The organism is Anaerotruncus sp. DFI.9.16 (assembly GCF_024461615.1).
GTDB lineage: Bacteria > Bacillota > Clostridia > Oscillospirales > Ruminococcaceae > Anaerotruncus > Anaerotruncus massiliensis.
This window is the reverse complement of sequence record NZ_JANFZX010000007.1, coordinates 1-19,656: the sequence shown is the minus strand read 5'-3', so window position 1 is coordinate 19,656 and position 19,656 is coordinate 1. Positions and strand designations below refer to the sequence as shown.

General features: G+C 57.7%; 26 protein-coding genes and 3 tRNA genes. 1 reads left to right on the top strand and 28 read right to left on the bottom strand.

From position 1 onward, the window contains the following. Nucleotides 1–38: 38 nt before the first annotated feature. The 20 genes from NE609_RS04975 to NE609_RS04880 all read right to left on the bottom strand — a co-directional run bounded on the left by NE609_RS04975 (nt 39) and on the right by NE609_RS04880 (nt 14,627). Nucleotides 39–587, bottom strand: coding sequence for a DUF6550 family protein (locus NE609_RS04975; RefSeq protein ID WP_110440145.1), 549 nt, complete (start codon nt 585–587; stop codon nt 39–41). A gap of 97 nt (nt 588–684) precedes the next feature. Beyond that, a complete protein-coding gene (locus NE609_RS04970; protein WP_256151922.1) occupies nt 685–1,218 on the bottom strand; it encodes a hypothetical protein in 534 nt (177 codons plus the stop codon). Next, entirely contained in the window at nt 1,215–1,607 is a 393-nt protein-coding gene (locus tag NE609_RS04965; RefSeq protein ID WP_370867140.1) for a DUF4320 family protein, read from the bottom strand. Before NE609_RS04965 ends, NE609_RS04970 begins: the two co-directional genes overlap by 4 nt. Then, nucleotides 1,607–2,482: a secretion protein F gene (locus NE609_RS04960; RefSeq protein ID WP_110440143.1), complete on the bottom strand. Its 876-nt coding sequence runs from the start codon at nt 2,480–2,482 to the stop codon at nt 1,607–1,609. Before NE609_RS04960 ends, NE609_RS04965 begins: the two co-directional genes overlap by 1 nt. Nucleotides 2,483–2,487: 5 nt before the next feature. Then, complete coding sequence (locus NE609_RS04955) at nt 2,488–3,417, bottom strand: type II secretion system F family protein (protein WP_110440142.1); 930 nt, start codon at nt 3,415–3,417, stop codon at nt 2,488–2,490. Continuing rightward, complete coding sequence (locus NE609_RS04950; RefSeq protein WP_110440141.1) at nt 3,414–4,925, bottom strand: ATPase, T2SS/T4P/T4SS family; 1,512 nt, start codon at nt 4,923–4,925, stop codon at nt 3,414–3,416. Before NE609_RS04950 ends, NE609_RS04955 begins: the two co-directional genes overlap by 4 nt. A gap of 144 nt (nt 4,926–5,069) precedes the next feature. Beyond that, nucleotides 5,070–5,867, bottom strand: coding sequence for a ParA family protein (locus tag NE609_RS04945; protein ID WP_110440140.1), 798 nt, complete (start codon nt 5,865–5,867; stop codon nt 5,070–5,072). Further along, nucleotides 5,864–6,667, bottom strand: a complete 804-nt coding sequence (cpaB, locus tag NE609_RS04940) for a Flp pilus assembly protein CpaB (RefSeq protein ID WP_110440139.1) — start codon at nt 6,665–6,667, stop codon at nt 5,864–5,866. Before cpaB ends, NE609_RS04945 begins: the two co-directional genes overlap by 4 nt. A gap of 20 nt (nt 6,668–6,687) precedes the next feature. Continuing rightward, nucleotides 6,688–7,098 (bottom strand): prepilin peptidase, encoded by a 411-nt coding sequence (locus NE609_RS04935; protein WP_110440138.1) that lies wholly within the window; start codon nt 7,096–7,098, stop codon nt 6,688–6,690. 3 nt (nt 7,099–7,101) lie between these two features. After that, the gene (locus tag NE609_RS04930; protein WP_110440137.1) at nt 7,102–7,338 is read right to left on the bottom strand and encodes a DUF6133 family protein; all 237 of its coding nucleotides are present in this window, start codon (nt 7,336–7,338) and stop codon (nt 7,102–7,104) included. Nucleotides 7,339–7,381: 43 nt separating this feature from the next. Continuing rightward, nucleotides 7,382–7,741 (bottom strand): SpoVG family protein, encoded by a 360-nt coding sequence (locus tag NE609_RS04925; RefSeq protein ID WP_162598946.1) that lies wholly within the window; start codon nt 7,739–7,741, stop codon nt 7,382–7,384. Nucleotides 7,742–7,799: 58 nt separating this feature from the next. Next, nucleotides 7,800–8,348, bottom strand: a complete 549-nt coding sequence (locus NE609_RS04920; protein ID WP_256151921.1) for a YodL domain-containing protein — start codon at nt 8,346–8,348, stop codon at nt 7,800–7,802. Between the two features lie 15 nt (nt 8,349–8,363). Continuing rightward, nucleotides 8,364–9,092: a DUF3849 domain-containing protein gene (locus NE609_RS04915; protein ID WP_110440135.1), complete on the bottom strand. Its 729-nt coding sequence runs from the start codon at nt 9,090–9,092 to the stop codon at nt 8,364–8,366. A 41-nt stretch (nt 9,093–9,133) separates the two neighbouring features. Then, nucleotides 9,134–9,655 carry a hypothetical protein gene (locus NE609_RS04910; RefSeq protein ID WP_110440134.1) on the bottom strand — a complete coding sequence of 174 codons (522 nt, stop codon included), beginning with the start codon at nt 9,653–9,655 and terminating at the stop codon, nt 9,134–9,136. 20 nt (nt 9,656–9,675) lie between these two features. After that, entirely contained in the window at nt 9,676–10,635 is a 960-nt protein-coding gene (locus tag NE609_RS04905) for a DNA adenine methylase (RefSeq protein ID WP_110440133.1), read from the bottom strand. Further along, entirely contained in the window at nt 10,632–10,970 is a 339-nt protein-coding gene (locus NE609_RS04900) for a hypothetical protein (protein WP_178627455.1), read from the bottom strand. The genes NE609_RS04905 and NE609_RS04900 overlap by 4 nt, the downstream gene beginning before the upstream one ends. 142 nt (nt 10,971–11,112) lie before the next feature. Continuing rightward, a complete protein-coding gene (locus NE609_RS04895) occupies nt 11,113–11,508 on the bottom strand; it encodes a hypothetical protein (RefSeq protein WP_110440132.1) in 396 nt (131 codons plus the stop codon). Then, on the bottom strand, nt 11,505–12,707 hold the full coding sequence (locus NE609_RS04890) for an antirestriction protein ArdA (RefSeq protein WP_110440131.1): 1,203 nt from the start codon (nt 12,705–12,707) through the stop codon (nt 11,505–11,507). The genes NE609_RS04895 and NE609_RS04890 overlap by 4 nt, the downstream gene beginning before the upstream one ends. After that, the gene (locus NE609_RS04885) at nt 12,700–14,040 is read right to left on the bottom strand and encodes a DUF4314 domain-containing protein (RefSeq protein ID WP_256151920.1); all 1,341 of its coding nucleotides are present in this window, start codon (nt 14,038–14,040) and stop codon (nt 12,700–12,702) included. Before NE609_RS04885 ends, NE609_RS04890 begins: the two co-directional genes overlap by 8 nt. After that, a complete protein-coding gene (locus NE609_RS04880) occupies nt 14,040–14,627 on the bottom strand; it encodes a hypothetical protein (protein WP_256151919.1) in 588 nt (195 codons plus the stop codon). Before NE609_RS04880 ends, NE609_RS04885 begins: the two co-directional genes overlap by 1 nt. 215 nt (nt 14,628–14,842) lie before the next feature. Between NE609_RS04880 and NE609_RS04875 the strand changes: the two genes are divergently transcribed. After that, entirely contained in the window at nt 14,843–15,238 is a 396-nt protein-coding gene (locus NE609_RS04875; protein ID WP_110440129.1) for a hypothetical protein, read from the top strand. Nucleotides 15,239–15,295: 57 nt separating this feature from the next. Here NE609_RS04875 and NE609_RS04870 read toward each other — a convergent pair whose 3' ends face one another. From NE609_RS04870 to NE609_RS04835, 8 genes are all read right to left on the bottom strand, one after another. Continuing rightward, nucleotides 15,296–16,216, bottom strand: coding sequence for a DUF6329 domain-containing protein (locus NE609_RS04870; RefSeq protein ID WP_110440128.1), 921 nt, complete (start codon nt 16,214–16,216; stop codon nt 15,296–15,298). Next, on the bottom strand, nt 16,213–17,400 hold the full coding sequence (locus NE609_RS04865; protein ID WP_110440127.1) for an antirestriction protein ArdA: 1,188 nt from the start codon (nt 17,398–17,400) through the stop codon (nt 16,213–16,215). Before NE609_RS04865 ends, NE609_RS04870 begins: the two co-directional genes overlap by 4 nt. Continuing rightward, the gene (locus tag NE609_RS04860; protein ID WP_110440126.1) at nt 17,397–18,092 is read right to left on the bottom strand and encodes a hypothetical protein; all 696 of its coding nucleotides are present in this window, start codon (nt 18,090–18,092) and stop codon (nt 17,397–17,399) included. Before NE609_RS04860 ends, NE609_RS04865 begins: the two co-directional genes overlap by 4 nt. A 77-nt stretch (nt 18,093–18,169) precedes the next feature. Beyond that, nucleotides 18,170–18,760 carry a hypothetical protein gene (locus NE609_RS04855; RefSeq protein WP_256151918.1) on the bottom strand — a complete coding sequence of 197 codons (591 nt, stop codon included), beginning with the start codon at nt 18,758–18,760 and terminating at the stop codon, nt 18,170–18,172. Between the two features lie 214 nt (nt 18,761–18,974). Next, a complete protein-coding gene (locus tag NE609_RS04850; RefSeq protein WP_256137409.1) occupies nt 18,975–19,100 on the bottom strand; it encodes a hypothetical protein in 126 nt (41 codons plus the stop codon). A gap of 147 nt (nt 19,101–19,247) precedes the next feature. Next, nucleotides 19,248–19,323 (bottom strand) — tRNA-Thr (locus tag NE609_RS04845). 28 nt (nt 19,324–19,351) lie between these two features. After that, nucleotides 19,352–19,427: transfer RNA gene (locus NE609_RS04840), tRNA-Trp, on the bottom strand. Between the two features lie 50 nt (nt 19,428–19,477). Beyond that, nucleotides 19,478–19,554: transfer RNA gene (locus NE609_RS04835), tRNA-Ile, on the bottom strand. Nucleotides 19,555–19,656: the final 102 nt, after the last annotated feature.

The following is a 19,656-nucleotide window of genomic DNA, read 5'->3' as shown; positions in this document are numbered from 1 at the left end:
GGCCGTTTCTCAGCCGTGTCTCTCTTGGAAGGGCGGGCTTAGCCGCCCATGATACCGATCTTGTTGCCGTTCTCATAGATGTCCTGCCCATCGATGACTGTGTTGGGACCGCTGGGCGTGATGTAGCCGAAACCGGGGACATATACCTGTCCGGCATCATTGGTGCTGCCGCCCGCAGGCTCCGTGGGCTGGGGCTTCTCCTCAGTCTGCTCCGGCTTGTAGGTGGGCGGCGTTTCCTTGTTGCGGTCCGCTTCCGGCACATCGTCCGCCGCATGGTCCTTCTCCGTCTTGCCGGGATGCTCCGGTGCATCCGGCTTGGTGGGCGCACCCTGAATGGTCTGCTCTGTGCCGGAGCTGTCAGCATCCCTGCCGGGATCATGCTGTTTACCATCCGTCCTGCTATCCACCTTTACCTCTGGATCGCTGATGTTCACTACCGGATCTTTCGTGTTGGGTGTATCGTCCGGGATGGCGGGGTCGATGGGCATGGGCACCGCCGCAAGGCGGCTGACGATCCCCACCACCAGTGCCGCGCAGAGCAGGACGCCTGCCGCAATGAGGATGATGCGTTTTGTTTTGTCTGTCATAGGTCGAACTCCTCCTTTGTAGGGGTCAGTGGTTTTTCTTCTTATCCCGAACATACCACAGCTTTCTTCGGAAGTCTACTGCAAGAAGTGAAAAGAACTAAAACTTCGGGATATACTTGGCCTGCACCTGCAGATTTAGGCTCACGGGCGGCAGCACCCGTCCGGCAAAGCGGGTGGGGATCTCCAGATGGAGGGTGGCGGTTGCGAGATACCCCTCGCTCCGGCCTGAGGCGATGGCGTTGTTGGAGATATGAACGGACAGGTCGGAGAGCGTATATTCCAGCTCGTTTACGGCGTATTTCATGTAGCCTTCGCCATCTTTGGTAAGGCCAAGAATATAGGACAGGTTGCCGTAGATGTCACCGGCGTCAATGGACTCGAACCACTCGCCGTCCCCCTCCGGGAACCAGCCTGCTGCATAGCCCTCCCGCACAGAGTGGTACACATCGTCATAGTTCTCATTGACCGTGGCAATGACCGCCTGCTGCACCGCGTCCCGCACACCCTGCACGATGATGTTCACCCGGAAATATTCCGCTATGACCATAAAGAGCATGAGCAGGCAGAGGGTCACAGCGATGACCATGGGATAGCCCTCACCGGAGCGGGAGCGCAAGAGTCGTTTTCTCACTTCCAATACACCTCCGATCTGCCGCTGGCCTGTGCCGTCAGCTCAATGGGGAAGCTGCCAAGCCCGCCAAAGCCGATGTCCACATCCAGGGTCAGCGTCACCGTCACCTCCTCATTGAGCTGGATGCGGCCGGTGCGGGACCAGCGGATGTCCGGGTCGATCTCCAACCGCTCAGACAGCACCTGCGCGCGTGAGGTCGTTTCACTCCCGACCCTGCCGGTGATCTCGGCTTCCCGCACCAGCTCGGCGGCGAAGGTGTCGAGCTGCTGCTTCGCCACATACACCGGCAGCACCTTCACCGCCAATGCGATCACCAGCATGGCGCAGAGGATGAGGACGCAGGTATCGATGTAGCCCTCGCCGGAGCGTTTCTTCCATGTGTGCTTCATCATCCGAACAGCCCTCCCATCGAGGTGAGGATCTGCATGAGGATGACCACAATGTAGATGAGCATAAAGCAGACCAGCATAACGAAGGAGTACACACGGATCTTGGGCGGAATCTTCGCTGCCTGCGCCTTGAGCCGCTGCAGCTCCAGCTGTTTCATGTCATGGGAGAGCATCTGGAAATAAACGCGGCCGTCGTCGCCGCGCAGGACGCCGATGAGCCCGCGCACGATGTCCGAAAGCATGGGCGACGCCAGCCTGCCCTCGAAGCGGACCAGTGCCGCTTCGTAAGAGGATGAGCGCATATCCGCCGTCATCACATCCAGTTCACGGGCGAAGTCGGGACCGGCGTGCCGCTTGTAATTTTCAAGGATCGTCAGCACGTCGCGGCTTGCGCCCAGCTCCTGCTCCACTGTGGCAACAAAGCGGGGCAGCTCACCTTCGATCTTCTCGCGGCGTTCGGTGACCTTTTCCTCCGCCTTGCGGCTCTCCTTGAAGTAAAGCAATATCGACAGCAGCACCACGATGGGCGAGAGCAGAGGAAAAATCAGCAGACACGGAATGACCGCCAGTAGCGCGGCGGCAGGCTTGAGGATGGTATAGGCCAAGTAGACCTCCGGCGTCATGTCCATGCCGGCAGCACTCAGCGTGCGCTCCATGCGATGACGCTTGTACTCGTCCATTCGGATAAACTTGGAGAGCTTGATAGCCCAGCCAAGGAAGAGAGCATCCAGCGACTTCATCCGCTTTTTCTCGGCTCGCCCTGCGGATAGAAGTGCCTTCTCCGTGGAGAGGCGGGGCAGCTTCAGAATGTCTGCCAGAATGAAGAATAAGCCCGCGGCAACGGCCACGCCGAAAAGGAACAGTAAAATCGTCATGTCCGTCACCTCCGATATTCAATGGGCTGGGTCAGCTTGACCACTCTGGCAAAGGAGAGAAAGATAGCGGCGGCGCAGACCGCCAGCACCGCTTTACCGGGTACGGTGGTCATCAAGGCCGCATACCAGTCTTTGTTGAGAAAGTACAGCAGCGGGATATTCAGCGCCACCAGCGCCGCCATGGAGATGAATTCCTTGCGGGGAGCGAACACGAGATTCTCCAGCTCCCCATTGATGATGCGCATATCCGAGAGCTTTGCCACAATGGGATTAAGGGTGCTTTTCATGCTGTGGTCATACTGGCAGGCGGAGAGTGCCTCACACCACTCCCGCCACACCTCATTGTCAATGGCAGACTTCAGCTCCGCCAACGCCGCATTCATATCCGGGTCGATGTGCTTGATGCGGGTGAGGAAGCTGCGGAACACGCCTTGCACGGGCGGGTTCAGATAATTGATATTCTCCTCCACGGCGGTCTGCAGATCCTTACTGCGGAGGTAGGCCGTGGTGATGATAGAAAGTGCTGTTTCCAGCTCGGCGGTAACAGCTTTCCTATAGTGTCCGGCCGTGAGCTTAATGTACCAAAAGGGCAGGAACATCATGCCGGCCGCCAGCACCGGCACCAGCAAGAGGTTATTCATGATGATGGCGATGCCCGCACCCACGGCAAAGAGCAGCAGGGACGCCGCGCAAAGCACGGGAAAGCGTTCCTCCTTGCCGGTGGCTTTCAGGACCGTCTGCGCTTCTGATATCTCGCGGCGGAAGAGGCCGGGCTTTTTGCGATGGGTGGTCTCATTGATCTCATCCCGGATGCTTTTGGGCCCGGCGGTCAACCGGCGGAACACACCCAGCGTGAAGTCCATGGGCGAGATACGGAAGATAAGAAATGCGCCGGTGATCATGCCGACGCACGCAGTCAGCAGCAGGGCTGTCAAGTGGCGTTCACCTCCTTCTTGGTTTCCAAAAGAGCCTGCAGCTCCTCGTTGGGCATACCGTTTTCCAGCAGGCGTTTGCGCAGACTCACGGAGATCTCATTCACCTGCGTGTGATGTCCTTCGATGACGAATTTGCCGTCCTCCATGTGGTTTTCCGTGATGACATAGCGGAACAGCGTGTTGTAGCGGCGATCCCCATTGGGCAGGATCTCGCACTCCATGATCTCCATCATGCGGCGCTGCTTATTTTCCAACTGCTTGCAGAAGACCACGATGGGGTATGCCTCCGTCACATAGCTGAGAAGCGTTTCATCGGACATATCCACAGCTCGTTTGCACAGGGACACCATGCGGCGGTAGGTCGCCTCGCAGGAGTTGGAGTGGATGGTGGTCAGCACCGCCACGCCCACGCGGGCGGCCTCCTGCGCGGCATTGGCCTCGGCGCCGCGCATCTCACCCACCACAAGGATGTCCGGGTTGAAGCGCAGGCAGATATCCACCAGCGCGATCTGATCGATCCGCTGACGCTCATTTTCGCTGTCGCGGGTCAGGGTGTGGACCACCGAGTTGACCACCTTACCGTTTTCCTCCCGCACCAGCTCCAGCTCACGGGAGCCGTTCTCGATGGTGAAGATGCGTTTGCTGTCGGGTATGGTAGTCAGCAGCCAGCCTGCCGCCGTGGTCTTACCGGAGGAGGTGGCGCCAGCCACGCAGATGGAGATCCCATAGCGCAAAAATACGGAAAGCCAGTCCAGCATTTTCTCTGTGGCTGTGCCGCTGCGCAGCAGATCCTCACGGCTGAGATTGTGGCGGTTGACGATTCGGATGGAGGCGGCAACGCCCACATCCTCATCCACCACGGGGGACTTCATAGCGGCAATACGGGTGTTGCGGGTCAGATGCCCTGTGACCAGAGGACTGGCGTTGTCCAGCACCATGCCGGAGGCGTGGAGCATTCGCCGGATGACAGCAAGCGCGTGTTCCGGCGAGTCGAAGTGTTCCGTGAGCTTTTCACTTCGACCGTCCGAATACTGCACCTCGATATCCCGCCACGAGTTGATGTTGATCTCCTCAATGCCGTCGGCGTAGATATAGCGGGTCAGGAAGCCGAACTCCGCCATCTCGGAATAGATGGCGTCCACCAGCTCTGTCTGCGTCATGCCTGCTACGGCGATACGCCGGTCCTGCAGGTACTTGGTGATGTAGCGCATGAGCTGTTCCTTGGAGTCCTCGCCGCCCCCGGTGATGAGTGCGGCGTAGGCGCCGGAGATGTACTCCTGCACCTCCTGCAGCACGGAATTGAAGTCCCTGCCCTCTGCCGACGGGGTAAAGAACAGGTTGTGCGCCCGTCCGAGTGTGCCAATGTCGGTGTTCAAGGTCCGCTGCGGCGTGTCGTCCACCACTACGGGGACGACCTCCGGCTCCGAGGTGACCTGATATTCCGCCGCGTCCCGCCGCTGTGCAGCTGTGGCAAAGACCGAGCCGTTTCGCTTTTCACCAAGAGCCATATTAAAACACCTCCCCAGGCGCACACATTTTCTGCGGAAAATGCCTGCTCACTTCGTTCGCGGTGCGCCTCCAAAGGGGGACCGGTCCCCCTTTGGGGAACCCCCTGCTCTCCGAGGGGGACGATAAGTTTTCCTTTCTCATTTTCAAAACACCTCTGCAATGATACGCTCTAACTCCTTGCGGAAGGGTCGGCTGTCCTTGAGGACGAGGTCGGCAAGCAGATTGCCCGCCAGATACTGATCCTCCAGCTCCTGCGAATAGGGCAGCACGAAGGCCGTGTCGCCCAGCACCTTGCCGATGTGGTCCGCTGCCTGGTAGGGCTTCACATTGGATGCCACCTTATACTGCTTGTCCATGTCCCACTCGGGCCCGTCCAGCAGAGGGAGCTGACTTGCAAAGTAGTTGACGCTTTTGGGGTCACAGTTGGCAAGGCGCAGGATACTGTCCGCTTCCATCAGCGCTACAGCGGAGAGGATGTCGTTGGCAATGTAGCTGCCGCAGTCCACGATGACATAGGGTGCGATCTGACGCAGTCCGTCCAGCAGCTCTACCACCTGCTTCTGCGTAAAGGGCGGAGTGCTGTACTCGTTCTGCCGTTCGAGCAGCCCCAATACCGCAAGGCAGCTGTTGCGCTTAAAGGTGACAAGGTTATGCTTGATGAGGTTTTCGCTGATACGGGCGGCTGCCAGGACGCCGGCAAGAGAGCCATTGCTCTCCAGAGCGTCCGCGGGACAGATGCACGGCAGCATAGGAGCGGCCATGTCACAGAGCAAAAGGATGACATTTTTCTTTCTGGCGGAGAGCATTTTTGCGATCTTCACCGCCGTTACCGTCTTTCCGCTGCCGGGACTGCCCCAGACCGCCAGCATACCGCCGCTGTCATTCTGCTCCTCCGGCTTCTCTGTGTCGCGCTGAAAGATGCTGGCCTTTCTGAAATTCATCCTGTCACCTCACTCTCCGGCATTTCTGCGGTAGGATCGGCGGCTTCGCCCTCCTCAATGGGATCTTCCTCCGGCTCTGCGTACGACTCCTGAATGAGCGCGTCCTGCGCCTCGATGAACTGCCTTGCGCCATCTGTTGTGCCGCGGTAGACGAGCGCCAGATGGAGCTTGGCGACCTGCTCCAGCTCCGCCAGCACCTTGGCCTGCTCCGGCAGAACGAGGAAGGTCACGGTAGAGGGCAGCTCCTTCTCATCACCCTTCGCTTCACCGGTATTGGCGTCATAGCCGGTGCTGGCGGTAACGCTGATGATCTCCACGTACTGCAGCTCGGCGGGGATGGTGGTTTCGCCGTCCTCCGGGTAGTCTGCCACAATGACTGATACGATGTCGCCGCTCTGGAGCTTGCCGGACAGTCCTGTGGCGAAGCTCTTGATGGTGACGGAGATGGCCTGCTTCGTGCCATCCAGATTATAGAGATAAGCATTCTCGGCGGCAGGCGCGTCCGAGAGCTTGGCGGCGAGAATATAATCGCCAACGGCAAGATCCGCCTTGGCGTATTTGCCCACTACATTGTCTTTCGCGGTCATAAGGCCGGAGGGGAGATTATATGAGCCGACCTCGGCCGTGGTGACCATGTCCCTGGTGATGAGCTCGCCGGCGTGAATGTCCTTCGTCACACGGACGATCTCCGCCTTCTGGCTGATGCTCTGATTGAACAGCGGCGTGATGCCGAAGCAGATCACCAGCGCCAGCAGAATGCAGATGACGCCGATGACCGTGCGGTTTTTGAAAATACTCATGGAGCAAGTCCTCCTTATTCTTAGATGATATATGCGGTAAAGAAGCCCACTGCAAGAAATGGCGCGAATGGATAGCTCTCCGGTGGACGCTCTTGCCTGCGGATCTTGTGCAGGGCGGCTATTGCAAGGTAGAAAAGGCAGTACAGCACCAATGCCAGCACCAGTCCGGCGACTCCACGCAGAAAGCCCAGCAGAAAACCGGAGGCGGCGATGAGGAACGCATCTCCCATGCCGCCGCGTCCTCTCCGGCTTGCCAGCCAAAATGGGACGGCCAGCGCCAGGCCGAGAAGCCGGGCGGGGCTGAAGGAAATCAGCCCCGCCCCTGCGATGACGATACCGGAAAGGTCATAGATCTGCCTGCGCCGGAGATCCGTCCATGCCGCGCTCATAAGTCCGATGAGGAACAGCGTCCCCTGCAGGACGGATGCCACGGATCAGCCGCCCAGCGCGCCGGCGTAGTTGAACATATCCTTGATACGCTGGTTCAGGGTGGGCATGACCACATCGCCGAACAAAGCGTAGAGGCCCGCCAGCAGCAGAGCGCCCAGCACCACGGCAATTAGGATCTTGACGGCGGTGTCGATGTAGCCCTCACCGGAGCGGCGGGTGACGGCAAGGCGGATGGCCTTGGCGCGGATGGAATTGGCGGTGTTCTTGATAAACTTCTTCATGTGATAATTTCCTCCCAATTATATGTTTTATGTTGTGGGTGACTTACATGACCTGCTCCGCGGCGGGAGCATTGTCCGGCTGCTGGGCCTGCCGGAGCGACTGCTCGTAGGCGTTCAGCACCGTGTCGTTGAACTGCTGGCGGGCCTCCTTCGTGCAGGGGAAGCAGATGTCGTGGTAGTCCCCATGGCTGTCCTTGTACTGCGGCATGGCGACAAAGGGGCCTTTCTCACCGCGGATGACCTTCACGCCGCGAATGGCGAATACGCCGTTGATATCCACATTGGCGTTGGCGAGAGTGTACTTGCTGTCCTTCACGGGATAGACTCGGACATCGAAGGACACGGGGGACCGGCTTTCCTGCGCGAGGACGGGAGTGCTTGCTTTGGTCTGGTTCTTGGGCATTTTCCTTTCCTCCATTTCTGATGTTGATATGAAAAAAGCACCCGGTCAGGTGCTCATTTCACAGGCCCATATCCATTTTCTGCTGGGGTGCAAACTCGATCTGCCGGAAGCCGACACGGTCGCAGTAGTAGAACTCGCTGCCGTCGGCGTCGTACAGCTCCAGCACATCCGAGATGCCGATGGGTCTGCCGTCGTAGCCGGGAACCGGGTCGCGGAAGAGCGTGTAGATCTCCTCCGGGTCATTGGTCCCGACCAGACCGTCATAGACGGTTTCGTAGTGCTTACGGTCAGGCTGTCCGAAACGCTCCAGCAGGGCTTCATACGGGATGAAGCGCATATTGATGGGACTGTCCCGCGTGAGCTGCCACACACGGCAGCTTTTCAGAGGCGGAGCCTCCGGATCGAAGCGGCCGCCCCTCTGCCCCAGCAGGAGGCGGTCATAGACACCGTCCTCCCAGCGGATGGAGAGCGACTGCTTTTGCAGAAAACGCTCCAGCTCCTGTGTTTGGAACATGGTATCCACCACCGCCTCCTTTCCCGCGATGTATCCGGCAGGATTGCTGTAATAGAGGATGCGGTCATGGTTATCAATGAAGATGCGCTGCACTTGTTTCACCTCCGATCATTCCAGCTTCATCTCGTCTGCGGCCGGCTCCTCCTGCCGGGGTGCGGTCAGCTCCATGAGCTTCTCCCGCGCCCAGTCGGGCAGGTATTTTTCGTCCAGCACACCGATGAACTCGTGTCGGTTCCAGCGTGTCGTCTCGCCGTCACCCAGACAGGTGCAGCGCACCGAGCGGCCAATGGCATGGGGCCTGCAGCCGAAGCCGTCATGGGCATACCAGAGTTGATCCGCCTGACTCCAGCAGGATTCCTTCAGCGTGTCGGGGCTGAGTACCAGCACCTTGCCGGTGAAGTCCTGCTCGGCGCGGTCACCGACGCAATGCTCCGCGCCAAAGAGATTTAACGCCTGCACCGCCTTGCGGTAGAGACTGACGAAGCCATCCAGCACGGCGGGGTGGCTCCGAACAGTGATCGCGGCATTGTGACGCTCATCCTGCGGAATGTAGCGCCGCTCAGCCCACTGCTTATTGGCGGGGCTGAAACGCCCGTCCCACTTGAGTTCGTTTAAAGTATTGGCAAGCACCCACGCAGTACGCTTGTAGCCGTATGCCGTCAGCACCGGCGCGAGGCAGTCCTCGTTCAGATGCATTCCGTCGAAGCTCCGGCGGATGGTATCCTCGATGGCATCACGGCAGGCGATGTTGGCGCGATGGCTTTCCCTCCAGAGCGAAAGCTCATTTCGTTCTCTGGCCTCCTTCGCCGAGTAGGGATAGAGATAGGTTTCATTCATTTGGATATCTCGCCTCGTTTCTTCTTTGAATGCCTACGGTATCACTTATCGTAGATAACATCGTCGTCCATCAGCATATCCTCCAGTACGGACAGGCAGCAGCCGGACTTACGCAGGGCCTCCAGCAGCTCGGCGGGAATATCGGAGAGGTCGTGGTCGTAAAATGTCTCGCACACGGTGATCACACCGGAGCCCTCGTCCACATGGCAGTCCAGCTTGGCGTCGGGCGCGATGTCCGCTTCCGCTCTGGCCCAATCGGGAACGGTGACAGCGGGGCGGATCAGCTCATCGATGTCCGCGTCGCGGAAGGTGCAGTGTCCCTCGGTGCAGCCCTCGCAGCTGCCGCAGAGGTCCGTCAGCTCCCGCATCAGCTGCCCGGCGCGGTCCGTCAGGGCGAGGATCGTGCGCACCATCTCCATGGCGGTCATCTCGCTTTTTGATAAAATGACCGCGCCCCTGGCGCCGGCCATTTCCAGCTTCCCCTCATCGTCCAGCCCGCAGACGGTCAGAACGGCGGGCGGGATGGTGACGCTCTTGTTGTCGTTGTATTTTACAAATTTCATGCTGCTTCTCCTTTTATTGTTCAGATTTTTAAGGGATGTTCCGGCTCATGGATCAGCTCGTAGCGGGTGTCGCCATCGCCGCCCAGCAGACTATCCATAGAGAGCTGCCAGCAGGCTTTGCGGGGGTCATAATTGGTGATGACGACCTCCTCATATTCGCTGCCTGCCGTCTGGGACATGCTGTTGGGACGGGAGGTGCGGAAGATATAGCAATCCTGATAGAGCTCGCAGATGTAGTCCTGGTAGTTGTAGGAAACGATGAAGTATCCTTCACAGGTGACCAGTACATCATGGAGCCGCTGATGATCCTCCGGGGGAAACTCCACCTCGTAGCAGCTCTCCGCCTTGTAGTAGGGCGGGTCACAGTAGATCACGGCGCCTGCCCGGTCGTACTGACGGATGACCTCCTCGAAGTCCTTGTTCTCCACAATGACATTCGCCAGCCTGCGGGAGCATTCCCAGATCAGGTGAAAGAAACGGCGGATGTCGCAGGGCTTGCCGCCGAAGGACTTGGCGCCGCCGCTGAAGCTGTAGCGGATGAGCTTGAAGAAGTCCGCCGCGCGTCGGATGCTCCCGCGGGGCGTGCGCTCCAGCATAAGGGCGCGGATGGCCTCGGCGTCGGGCGGCTTGAGGTAGACCTCCGTCAGATCCATCTCCTCCTGCAGGTAGTCATCCGTGAACTCACCTCTGGAGAAGAACTTGTAAAGGATGTTGAAGTCATCCCGCGTGTTCAGCGGCAGGAAGCCAAGCTCCGCCAGCAGTGCCATGGGGCGGTTCTTCACGCAGCAGAACAGGTTGGTGAGATTGCCGTTGAAGTCGTTGTAGACTTCCATGCAGCCGCGCTGGATGGGACGGCACATGGTCACCGTGCCGCTGCCGCCAAACACATCGATGAAGCGGGTGTAGCGGTCCGGCATCAGCTTGTTGATGATCCACAGCAGCTTGCCCTTGCCGCCTACCCAGGGAATAAAGCTGTTCAAGAAGAGTCACCTCCCTCCAGCGGGAGGGAGAGCTGACCGGTGTCCTCATAGTCAGGCAAGGTGCGGGACAGACCGCGTTCCGCAAATGCGATTTTCTTGATCCGGCTGCGGAGCTGCCGGATGGTGCGCCGCAGCTCCTCCTCGGTGGCGGCATAGTAGTAGCCGCCGTCAAAGCTGCAAATGGGGATGCCGTCGCCCCGCAGGGCGTTGATCTCCCGGCGCAGCTCGGAGCCGCGCATTCGGAAGGCACACTCCAGCTCCCGGCTGGTGACGGCGTTTGCCTCGCCCTTGTGGTAGAGGTCAAGATACTCTGCAAGGGCTTTGTTGATCGGCACAGTTCCTCCTTTCCGGGCCCGTTATCCCGGAGCAGGAGGTCAAATCAGCGCAAAAAAGAAGGGGCCGCTTTTCCCCGTCCGGGAATACGGCCCCTTGGTGTAGTTCTTATCCGCGCAGCTGGCGTGGTTAAGATATGGTCAGCTACTGCATTTCCATGGTAAGATTCTGTTCCTCCGCAGGGTAGCACACATAATCACTGCCGATGAACACGCCTGGATGCTCGTCCTCATAGCGGCAGCCCAGCGCGCCCAGATCCATGTACTCGTACAGCTCCTCTGGGACGGTAGTTTCGGTGGCGAGATAATATCTGCCCAGCGCGGCGTAGCTGTTGACGCCCTTGAGGATCGTGTAATCACGCAGATGCTCCGGTGACTCCCTGAAAATCTCCCCAGCCTCCGCCTCGCCCTTTTGCAGGGCCATGGCGGAGAGGATCGTCTTTTCGTCATCGCTCAGAGCATCCGGTCTGCATCGGAATGCCTCCTGTGCTGCACAAGGCAGCGGCCGGTCGCCTTCATGTTGGATCTGTTCTCTGGTCATTGCATCGTCATCTCCTTTTCCTGTTTTTGCTGTATGGGTGAGAGCATTGGTTCATAGTCCGCGCGGTGCAGCAGGCCATAGGATGTGAGGGTGGCGTTGTCCGCATGGATGACTGTCTCGCCGTAGTTGAAGAGGTTCACATACGGGATCAGCCGAACGGCTTCTTCACGGTTCATGATGAAGCAGAGCTGATCCAGCGCCGCCTCCTGCGGTGAGCTGAGGTTCGGCATGAGGATGTAATCGGCCAGATGCTCCGTTAGGAGCATCGCCGTTTCGATGTCCTGCACCTCGAACTGCTCCAGCAGAGCCTTCAGCTTTGGCACCTCGGATCTCGAAATGTCCCGCGCGGCCTTGGTGAAGGCATTCAATTCCTCCAGCTCCATGGGCAGTTCGGTGAATTCCGCCGCATAGGGGATGATCCCGTCATAATCAATGACTGTGACGCCCTCCCAGCCCTCCACACCGAGCTGTTCCTGCGCGTCCAGCAGCTCCGCCTCTGCTGCGGGAAGATCCAGCGTCACCGTGTGTGCATCGCCAATATCGGGATGCAGTCCGAGCGTGAGCCGGAAGAGGTATCCCGGCTTTTCCGGCAGCGTCTTTTGGACGGGCGGCGCGGTTGTCAGCTCGCCATCCTGCAGCACATACAGGCTGCCCACAAAAACGCCGTTTTCGCTGCACCGCATCATTCTTCCGATGCCGGCGAAGTCCAGCATCTCGAATACCTCGTCGGATATGCCGTCCAGCTCGGGGACGAACTCGTTTTCCGCATAGAAGCGGCCAAGCTGGGTGTCATCCGCGGCATCCACCACATGGTAACAGTCGGTTTTTGCGCTGACCGCCAGATCCCGCAGATCCCGCAGCGTGATGATGCCGCCGTTGGCGTTTACTTTTCTCTGCACCGCTATGGAGAACATCCCCTCAAAGGCGATCCCTTGTACCTCGTCCAATGCCGCAAGCTGTGCGGCAAGGGCGTTGAGCTCGTTGAGGCTGATGTCTAATCCATCCAAGTGGGGCGAGAGATACTCAAAGGCAAAGTAGTCTTCGATCTCCATGTACAGGATATCGTCTGTCTGAAGCCGCACCTTTTCCATGGCGTCCCACAGCTCCCACGGGGAGGCGGGCAGATCCAGCTTGGCATAGGCTGCGCTATACGGTGCATCGTTTTTAGCGAGATACACACGCAGTATTCTTTTACCCAAGGGTCATCCCTCCCATCTCCGGCTGCTGTTCATAGTAGGCGGGGTCCGCGCCGGGGACGCCCCAGCCGAACATGGAACCCGTTTTCATGGCTTTTTCCTGCGCGGGGGTAACGCCCAGCCGCTCGTTGTTATAGTCCGCCAGTTCACGATTATGCGCGGGATCGTTGGTGTTCCAATCACTGTGGTAGTAGCCGATCTCACCGCGCTTGATACAGATGAGCTCGCCGGTGCCGGGGAGAGTGGAGAAGCACAGCTCCGGCAGACCTTCCGCCAGTTTGGGAGAGAAAAGCTCCTGCTCCGTCTGGATGCTCCACTCGTCCGAGTTCCAAAAGTGGACATACAATTCACCGCCGTCATCCACGGCAATCTCCCTCTGTTCAAACCCCTCGCCCCAGCCGTCCGAAGCCTGTCCGGTGATAAACTCTTTCAAAGTATCCATTTCTGTGTCCGACAACTCCCCGGCGACGCGGCATTCCGCCACGCCCCAAAGCTGCCGGTCACGCTTCTCCACGGTGAAGACGGCAGAGCGTACCTTGCGGTCAACGCTGTCGGCTTCGTCATACCAATGCATGAGACCTCGCTCTGTCTCCTCCGGCATCCGGCTTTTCACCAGTGCCGCCATGATCTGATCCTGATAGCCGCGCAGCTCACTGCCCTCCAGCAGTGTGCTGCTGTCATCGAGATCGCCGTACTCGTTCCGCTCGTAGAGATCGGCGGTCAGGGGCATATACAGCTTGAGGGTGGTCAGCTTGGGCGGCAGCACGGTGAAGCTGTCCTCGCCGGGGACAATCCCCAATGTCCTGCCGTTGTCCCATTTCATGTGGATAGTGCCAATGTCATCCACGAAGTCCACTTCACCCTCGGTGCCGGGAAGAATGGGCGCGTAGGGATCGTCCATCGAATTGAGCCGGATGCGGGTGCCGGGGGGATACTGTTCCCTGATAAAATTCACCATTTTTCTGTCCATCATCGTTTCCTCCATGTTTTGCTCTCTGTCGTAAAACTCCAGCTCGTAGATCACACCGCGATCTTGCTTTCGAGTATCCTTCACCTTGATCGTTGTACCATCAAAGATGTAATTGCCGGCTTTTCCAAAATCGGTGTAGAAGCCCTTGCCGTGGTTGCAGGTGGAGAAGGGATGCTCCGGCTGATCCTTGACCTTGGAATAGAAGCCCACCGTCTGCACTGTGGTCACCACACGGGTCAGCCCCACCATATCCGCGTGATTGGCGTGGCTGACGGTCTTAAGCTCCACACCGGGGCGGATGAACCGCTTCAGCTCGGCAAGGCTTTTGAAAGCGACCGGATCTCGCTGCTTTCTTGAAGCGTCCATTACATTCCTCCGAAGGTCATGCCCTGCTCGGGCCGAGGCTCGTGATCCTCCTGCCGGCAAGGAGCTTCCTCGCCGTAGAAGTCGAAGATCATGTCATCCACCTGCTTGCGGACGCTGGGATCGTCGGTCAGCACCTCGTAACGGAAGCCTGTGGTCGGGCGATACGGAAGCTCCTCCCGCACGCACTCGAGAAAGGCTTCGGCATCGGTAAACTCCTGTGTATCGCCGTTGGCATAGGTGACGCGGCCCACCAGAGGCTTGTCCTGCGTCATGTTCTGCCGCTGGACATCCAGATCATAGGCCGTGAGGTAGCAGTTATAATCTCCGGGGGACGGATTGCAGCGCAGGCAGTAGCGGTAATGCTCGGTTTCCACGATGTAACCGTAGTTTTGTGTCCAGCCGCCGCTGATTTTGCCACCGTGTTCATAGCAAAAACGCTCCATCGCGAAGCGGCTTTTCAGTACACTCTCCCGCAGCGTGTCCACGACCTCCTGCAGCTCCGCTTTGAACGCGGGGCTGTTCAGTTCCTCCGGGCCGCGGGGCCACCATGTATGCCAGAACTCGTTGCCGCTGCGTCCGAAGTCCATCCGGACATGTCCAACGGTACCCAGCCGCTTATCTTCTTCGGGGTGCGGGGTATAAAATAAGCCCGCCTCCTCCGGGCGGGCAGGTCGGATATGGAATTGTGTTGTTTTTTTCAAAGTTATGATCTCCTTTCGGTGTAGAATTTGGCTTTACACATTACTGGGGATGCGCTATGATGAGGTAAACAAATCGAAATTTGTGGAGAGGAGCAAGTGATATGATGAACGGACAAATCAATGATTTGTTGGCCAATATAATTTCCATGTATGCACCCCAATTTGGTAGAACAATCACAAAAAAAGTTGCATTAAATCTTGCTATGACAGCTATTGAGTGTCAGATTGAGAATACGTCCGGCGATACTTATGCGTTGATGAGAACAGCACTTTCAGAATGTGGAACTATCCTTGAGGAAAACATAGAAGATGGTATAATTTCTGGAGTGATTTTATCGGGTGCCGCAAATATGAATCCTGCATTTCTTCTGCTCAAGGCTGATGGAACCAGTATCCATCTTGCGGTAAACGAAAAAGATGGCCTAATCAAACAGCATACAGCGGAACGAGCAATAGATGCGTTTAAATCGGCGTTTGCCAACGCTAAAGGCTCATAAATTCCAGTTTGTCTGCCTATCGAGCGGCTCGTTCCAAATGGATCGAGCCGCTTTTGCTTACATCATCCGCTGCCCCTGCCGCTGCTCCGGGAAGGGCGGGTCCAGGCGGCGCAGAAGGCCGAACTCTGTTATTGTCACGCAGTCGTTTTCCATGCAGTCCTGACCGTATTTCTCAAAATCCATGTAGCCGTCCAGCTCATAGATGGCTTCATCATCCAGCCCCAGCGTTTCCTGTAATCGCTGCTGACCGTAACCGTAGGCATCCTCCGTGATGCGCTGGTAGTTGTCCAGATTACGCAGGAGCTCACAGGCCCGGTGCAGGGTTTCCGGTTTCTCGGCCTCCAGCACAGCGGCGCAGGTCAGAAGCATCCCGTCCTTCTGCCAGATGTCCTCCAAGGCTTCGGCAAAATCGTTGTAATCCTCCACGGCGGGGCAATCCGTATCACGGATCAGCTCCCCGATGTAAGGCGCCTTGAAGCGAATGTCACAGAGCATGGCATCCGCGAAAACATCAATATCGAGGTAATTTTTCACAGCGTCCAGGTATTCCTCGTCAGCGGGGAGGACGAGGGTGTAGTCCGGCTTTCCCTCGACACGCAGCGTCATACGGAGCATTTCATCCCTGCTCTCATCCCGCCAAGGCTCTGCCGGCGAAAGATAGCTGCGGTCGATCCCCATATCCGGTGTCAGCAAGCTGCGGGCGTTGGGAACAAAGGCACTGTACCGGGCGTAGTTGTATCCCTGCGGATCAACAAGGAAACCGTCCTTTCCCTCCGCGTGGAGGATGAGCAGGCAGTGCCTTGCAGTATCATCGTGTCGGATGGCGTTTTTATTCTCTGCGATGAAATCGTAATCAGCCAGCAGTGCGCGGCTGAACTGCTTGAACCGCGGGCTTGGCAGCTCGATGACCTTATCCACGGCGCAGGGGTCTGCCTCACACTCAGTCTGCTTACACTTCAGTTCCGCCTGAATGATCATCGCGAAAGCCCTCCCATCACCATGTGGCTGCTTTGACCACCGTTCATCACTTCCTCCATGCTGGTATAGCCCTTATAGGCGATGTAACCCCGGTCGGTGAACACCCCGTCCTCCTCATTCATGCGCTCCGTGCCGTACTTTTCATAGTCATAAAAAGCATCGAGGTTTTCGTCATACTCGAAGCGGCCGGACTGGCGGATCATATACTTGCCGTAGTCCTCCGGCGTATGTGTGCCGGGGGCGAAGTCAAACAGGTCAAGGCTTTCCGCAAGGTTTTTGATCTGTGCCGCGGACTTTGGCTCTGCCAGCGTGACCACGGCGCCCAGCTTTTCCATATCCGCTTTTGATAACCCATCCGTTGCCCCTGCCAGTTCGTTGAGGTCGGAGAGGTTTTCATACTTCATATCCAACAGGACATCCACCTCGTTGGGGAGCTGACTGTCCTCCAGCCGCAGGCGGACATCGGCGGAGTCTGTGATGCCCCCGCGAAGGAGGGCACGGTCGATTTCCTCCTGTTCCATGGGGAGGTACAGCCATGTGATGTGTTCGGTGTCCTCCGGCTCGGCTTTGGAGGTCACCGCAACGGTGATGGCGTTCGGCTCGTAGTAATAGCAGGGGAAAAACCGGCCATCATAGATCTGCTCTAACTTCATGCCGTTGTCGTAGACCACACCGTAGGGGGTGATCGTGCCGCTGCCGCTTTCAATGAGCTGCCGTGCGGTTCCCTTGCCGTCCAGTTTGTTCAGCTCATCCACACTTGCGCTGCCGCCGTGCAGGTTCATGTAATGGTCGCGGCCGATGGCGGCGAGGTCGGAAAAGTCGGTAATGACCGTGGCTTGCTGGCAGCAGAAGGTCAGGTTGATGAGATCCTTCGGCTCGAACAGCTCCAGCTTGTGGGCCATCGCCTGAAACTGCGCGGCTTCGCCGGTGTCGAAGCTTTCCAGCCGTTTGGCGAGGTAGTTCAGCTCCTCCACATTGACCGTGAGCATTTCCGTGCGTTTGAGCACAAAGAAAAAGCTATCAACCTCCTCCACCTTGCAGTCCGCCTTGACCGCGTCACCAATTTCCAACGCCTCCAACAGTTCCATGCAGTGTGCGTACTGGTCATGCGGAATGGGAAACGGGATGGTCGCCACGCCGTATTCCGGGTGGTTGGGATTACCGAGAACCGCTTGAATCATCATGTTATCTCCTCCGTCTTTCTTTCCAGATTTAAGACCACCTCGCCGTACCTGCACAGCAGGAGTGCTCCGAGGATGAGCCGAAAGGCTCTATCACTGACCAGCTCGGAAAAAGCAAGGTCTTCTATCACGATGTTATCACCGCCAACGGAAATGGTTTTCGCCGCCTGATAAATGCTGTACAGCTCCGGGTGAATACCGGAGAGGCGGATGGCGGGGAAGTCGAAGCCGCTGCTGTCGAAATGCCAGAGGACTCTTTGCCAAAGCTCCTCATCGGCGGTAAGCAGAAGCAGCGCAGCCGCATTGCGCTCGGACATACCGTAGCAGCGGTTTTTCCAATGCGTCCATCGTTCTCTGTGGGCATCACTGAGGAAGAAGCAAAAGGGCTGCCGGTTCAGCTCATCTCGCAGCCGTCTTTGCAGCGGGCGGAACAACCTTCCGCCAAAGCACTCCCGCGCCAGAGCATTCAGCTCCACCACGCCGGCCTCGATGCGCTCCTCCAGACAGACGCATTCATTCAGGTGGCAGGGGTGTCCGCTGTCATATCTCGTGCAGTCTTTGCAGCGCACATCGTCGGCACTGTAGCGAAAGCTGCTGCGGATGCGTCCGCTTCTGCGAGGCTGATGACGGGGTGGCGTCATCATCTGCACCTCTGCGGCGAACAGGGGTGTGAACTTCATAAAGTATCGCGTCAAGCAAATCCACTCCTTTTTTGAAAATAAAAAAGGGCCGGAGTCTTATTGCTAAAACTCCGGCCCATGCCATGCTGCTATTACATTGTCTGCTCCTGCGAGGCTCGTTCCAATGCTTCCTCCTGCTGACGGACGCGCTCGTCCAGATCCGGCACGCACACCCTGATCTGCTGCTGGATTCCGCGGATCATTTCTTCCTGCATATCCGTCAGCTCAAAGAAGTCCTCATCCACGGAATCGGCGCAGCAGCGGAATATCTCAGTCAGCTGCTCCGGGCTGAAAAGCTGTTCCTTTGGGATAAGCCCGGAGCGTGTGGCGAAATCCTGCTTGGCGGCATCGTAGTTCTCCATGAAATAGTGCCCGTGTACCACGCCCGTGCGGTCATAGTCCCAATCCCATGTGACGAATTGAACGCCGTATTTGCTTGGAGTACCTGCCAGCACCGTGGCGCCAAAGTCAGCGAGGATGCGGTAGTCGCCATCCAGTCCACTGGCTTTGAGCTGCGGAGCGGTTTCCATAGCGGCCATATACTCCAGCGTCTTCGCGGCGATGTCCTCGACGCGATATAGGGCATCCTCTGCCTGGGGCGTGTCCGCGTCCTCCCGACGATAGAACACACTGCCCTTGCCGGTGATGCGGCAGAGGGGTGCGCCGTTCCAAAGGACAGGCAACTGCTCTCCCTCCACCGGCAGGGTTCCAAAGCCTGCACGGTGCAGGGGAATACGGACCTCTTCAAGGTAGCGAAGCTGACGGCTTGTGTTTTGGGTGTCCATGTGAGCGATCCTCCTGTTGTAAAAAAATAAGGCCGGAGAGGTCTTCTCCAGCCTGTCGTTTCAGACGCTGCAGCCAGCGCCCTTTTAGAAATTGAAAAAGGGCGCCGCTTTTTCAGCTGTCAAAGCCGACAAAACGACGCCCAAATATTTGTGATACTTTTTCTGCGATGATGCCGCTTTTTTCGAGAGAAAAGTCCTCTCTAAAAGGGCGCTGGAGGTTGGAAACTGTCCAGGACATGAGATCCTCCAGTTCAAATCCGGTCAGTTGCTCCGAAACCTCCATAAAAATCTATGGTTCAAAAGAAGAAATCCGGGCTCGAAAAAGCCCGGAAACGGTTGATGCGCCTGGCTTTGCGCCAGACGCATCTATACCGGTAATTCTTTATGGAGCTGATAATCAGATTCGAACTGATGACCTCATCCTTACCAAGGATGTGCTCTGCCGACTGAGCTATATCAGCATGTACAGGCTGCCCGCCTGCGGAAAAGTGGCAGGGGCAGAAGGATTCGAACCCTCGGCACGTGGTTTTGGAGACCACTGCTCTACCAGCTGAGCTATACCCCTATATTGCCCACCCGAATGTATCCCCATACACGGGAAATCCTTGATCCCTGTGGTGGGCCATCAGGGACTCGAACCCCGGACCAACCGGTTATGAGCCGGTGGCTCTGACCAACTGAGCTAATGGCCCGTAAAAAGAAGATGTACCGCTACCGCTCTGGTAGCGGTACCATTTGTTGGCTCCCCCTGTCTGGCTCGAACAGACGACCCTGCGGTTAACAGCCGCATGCTC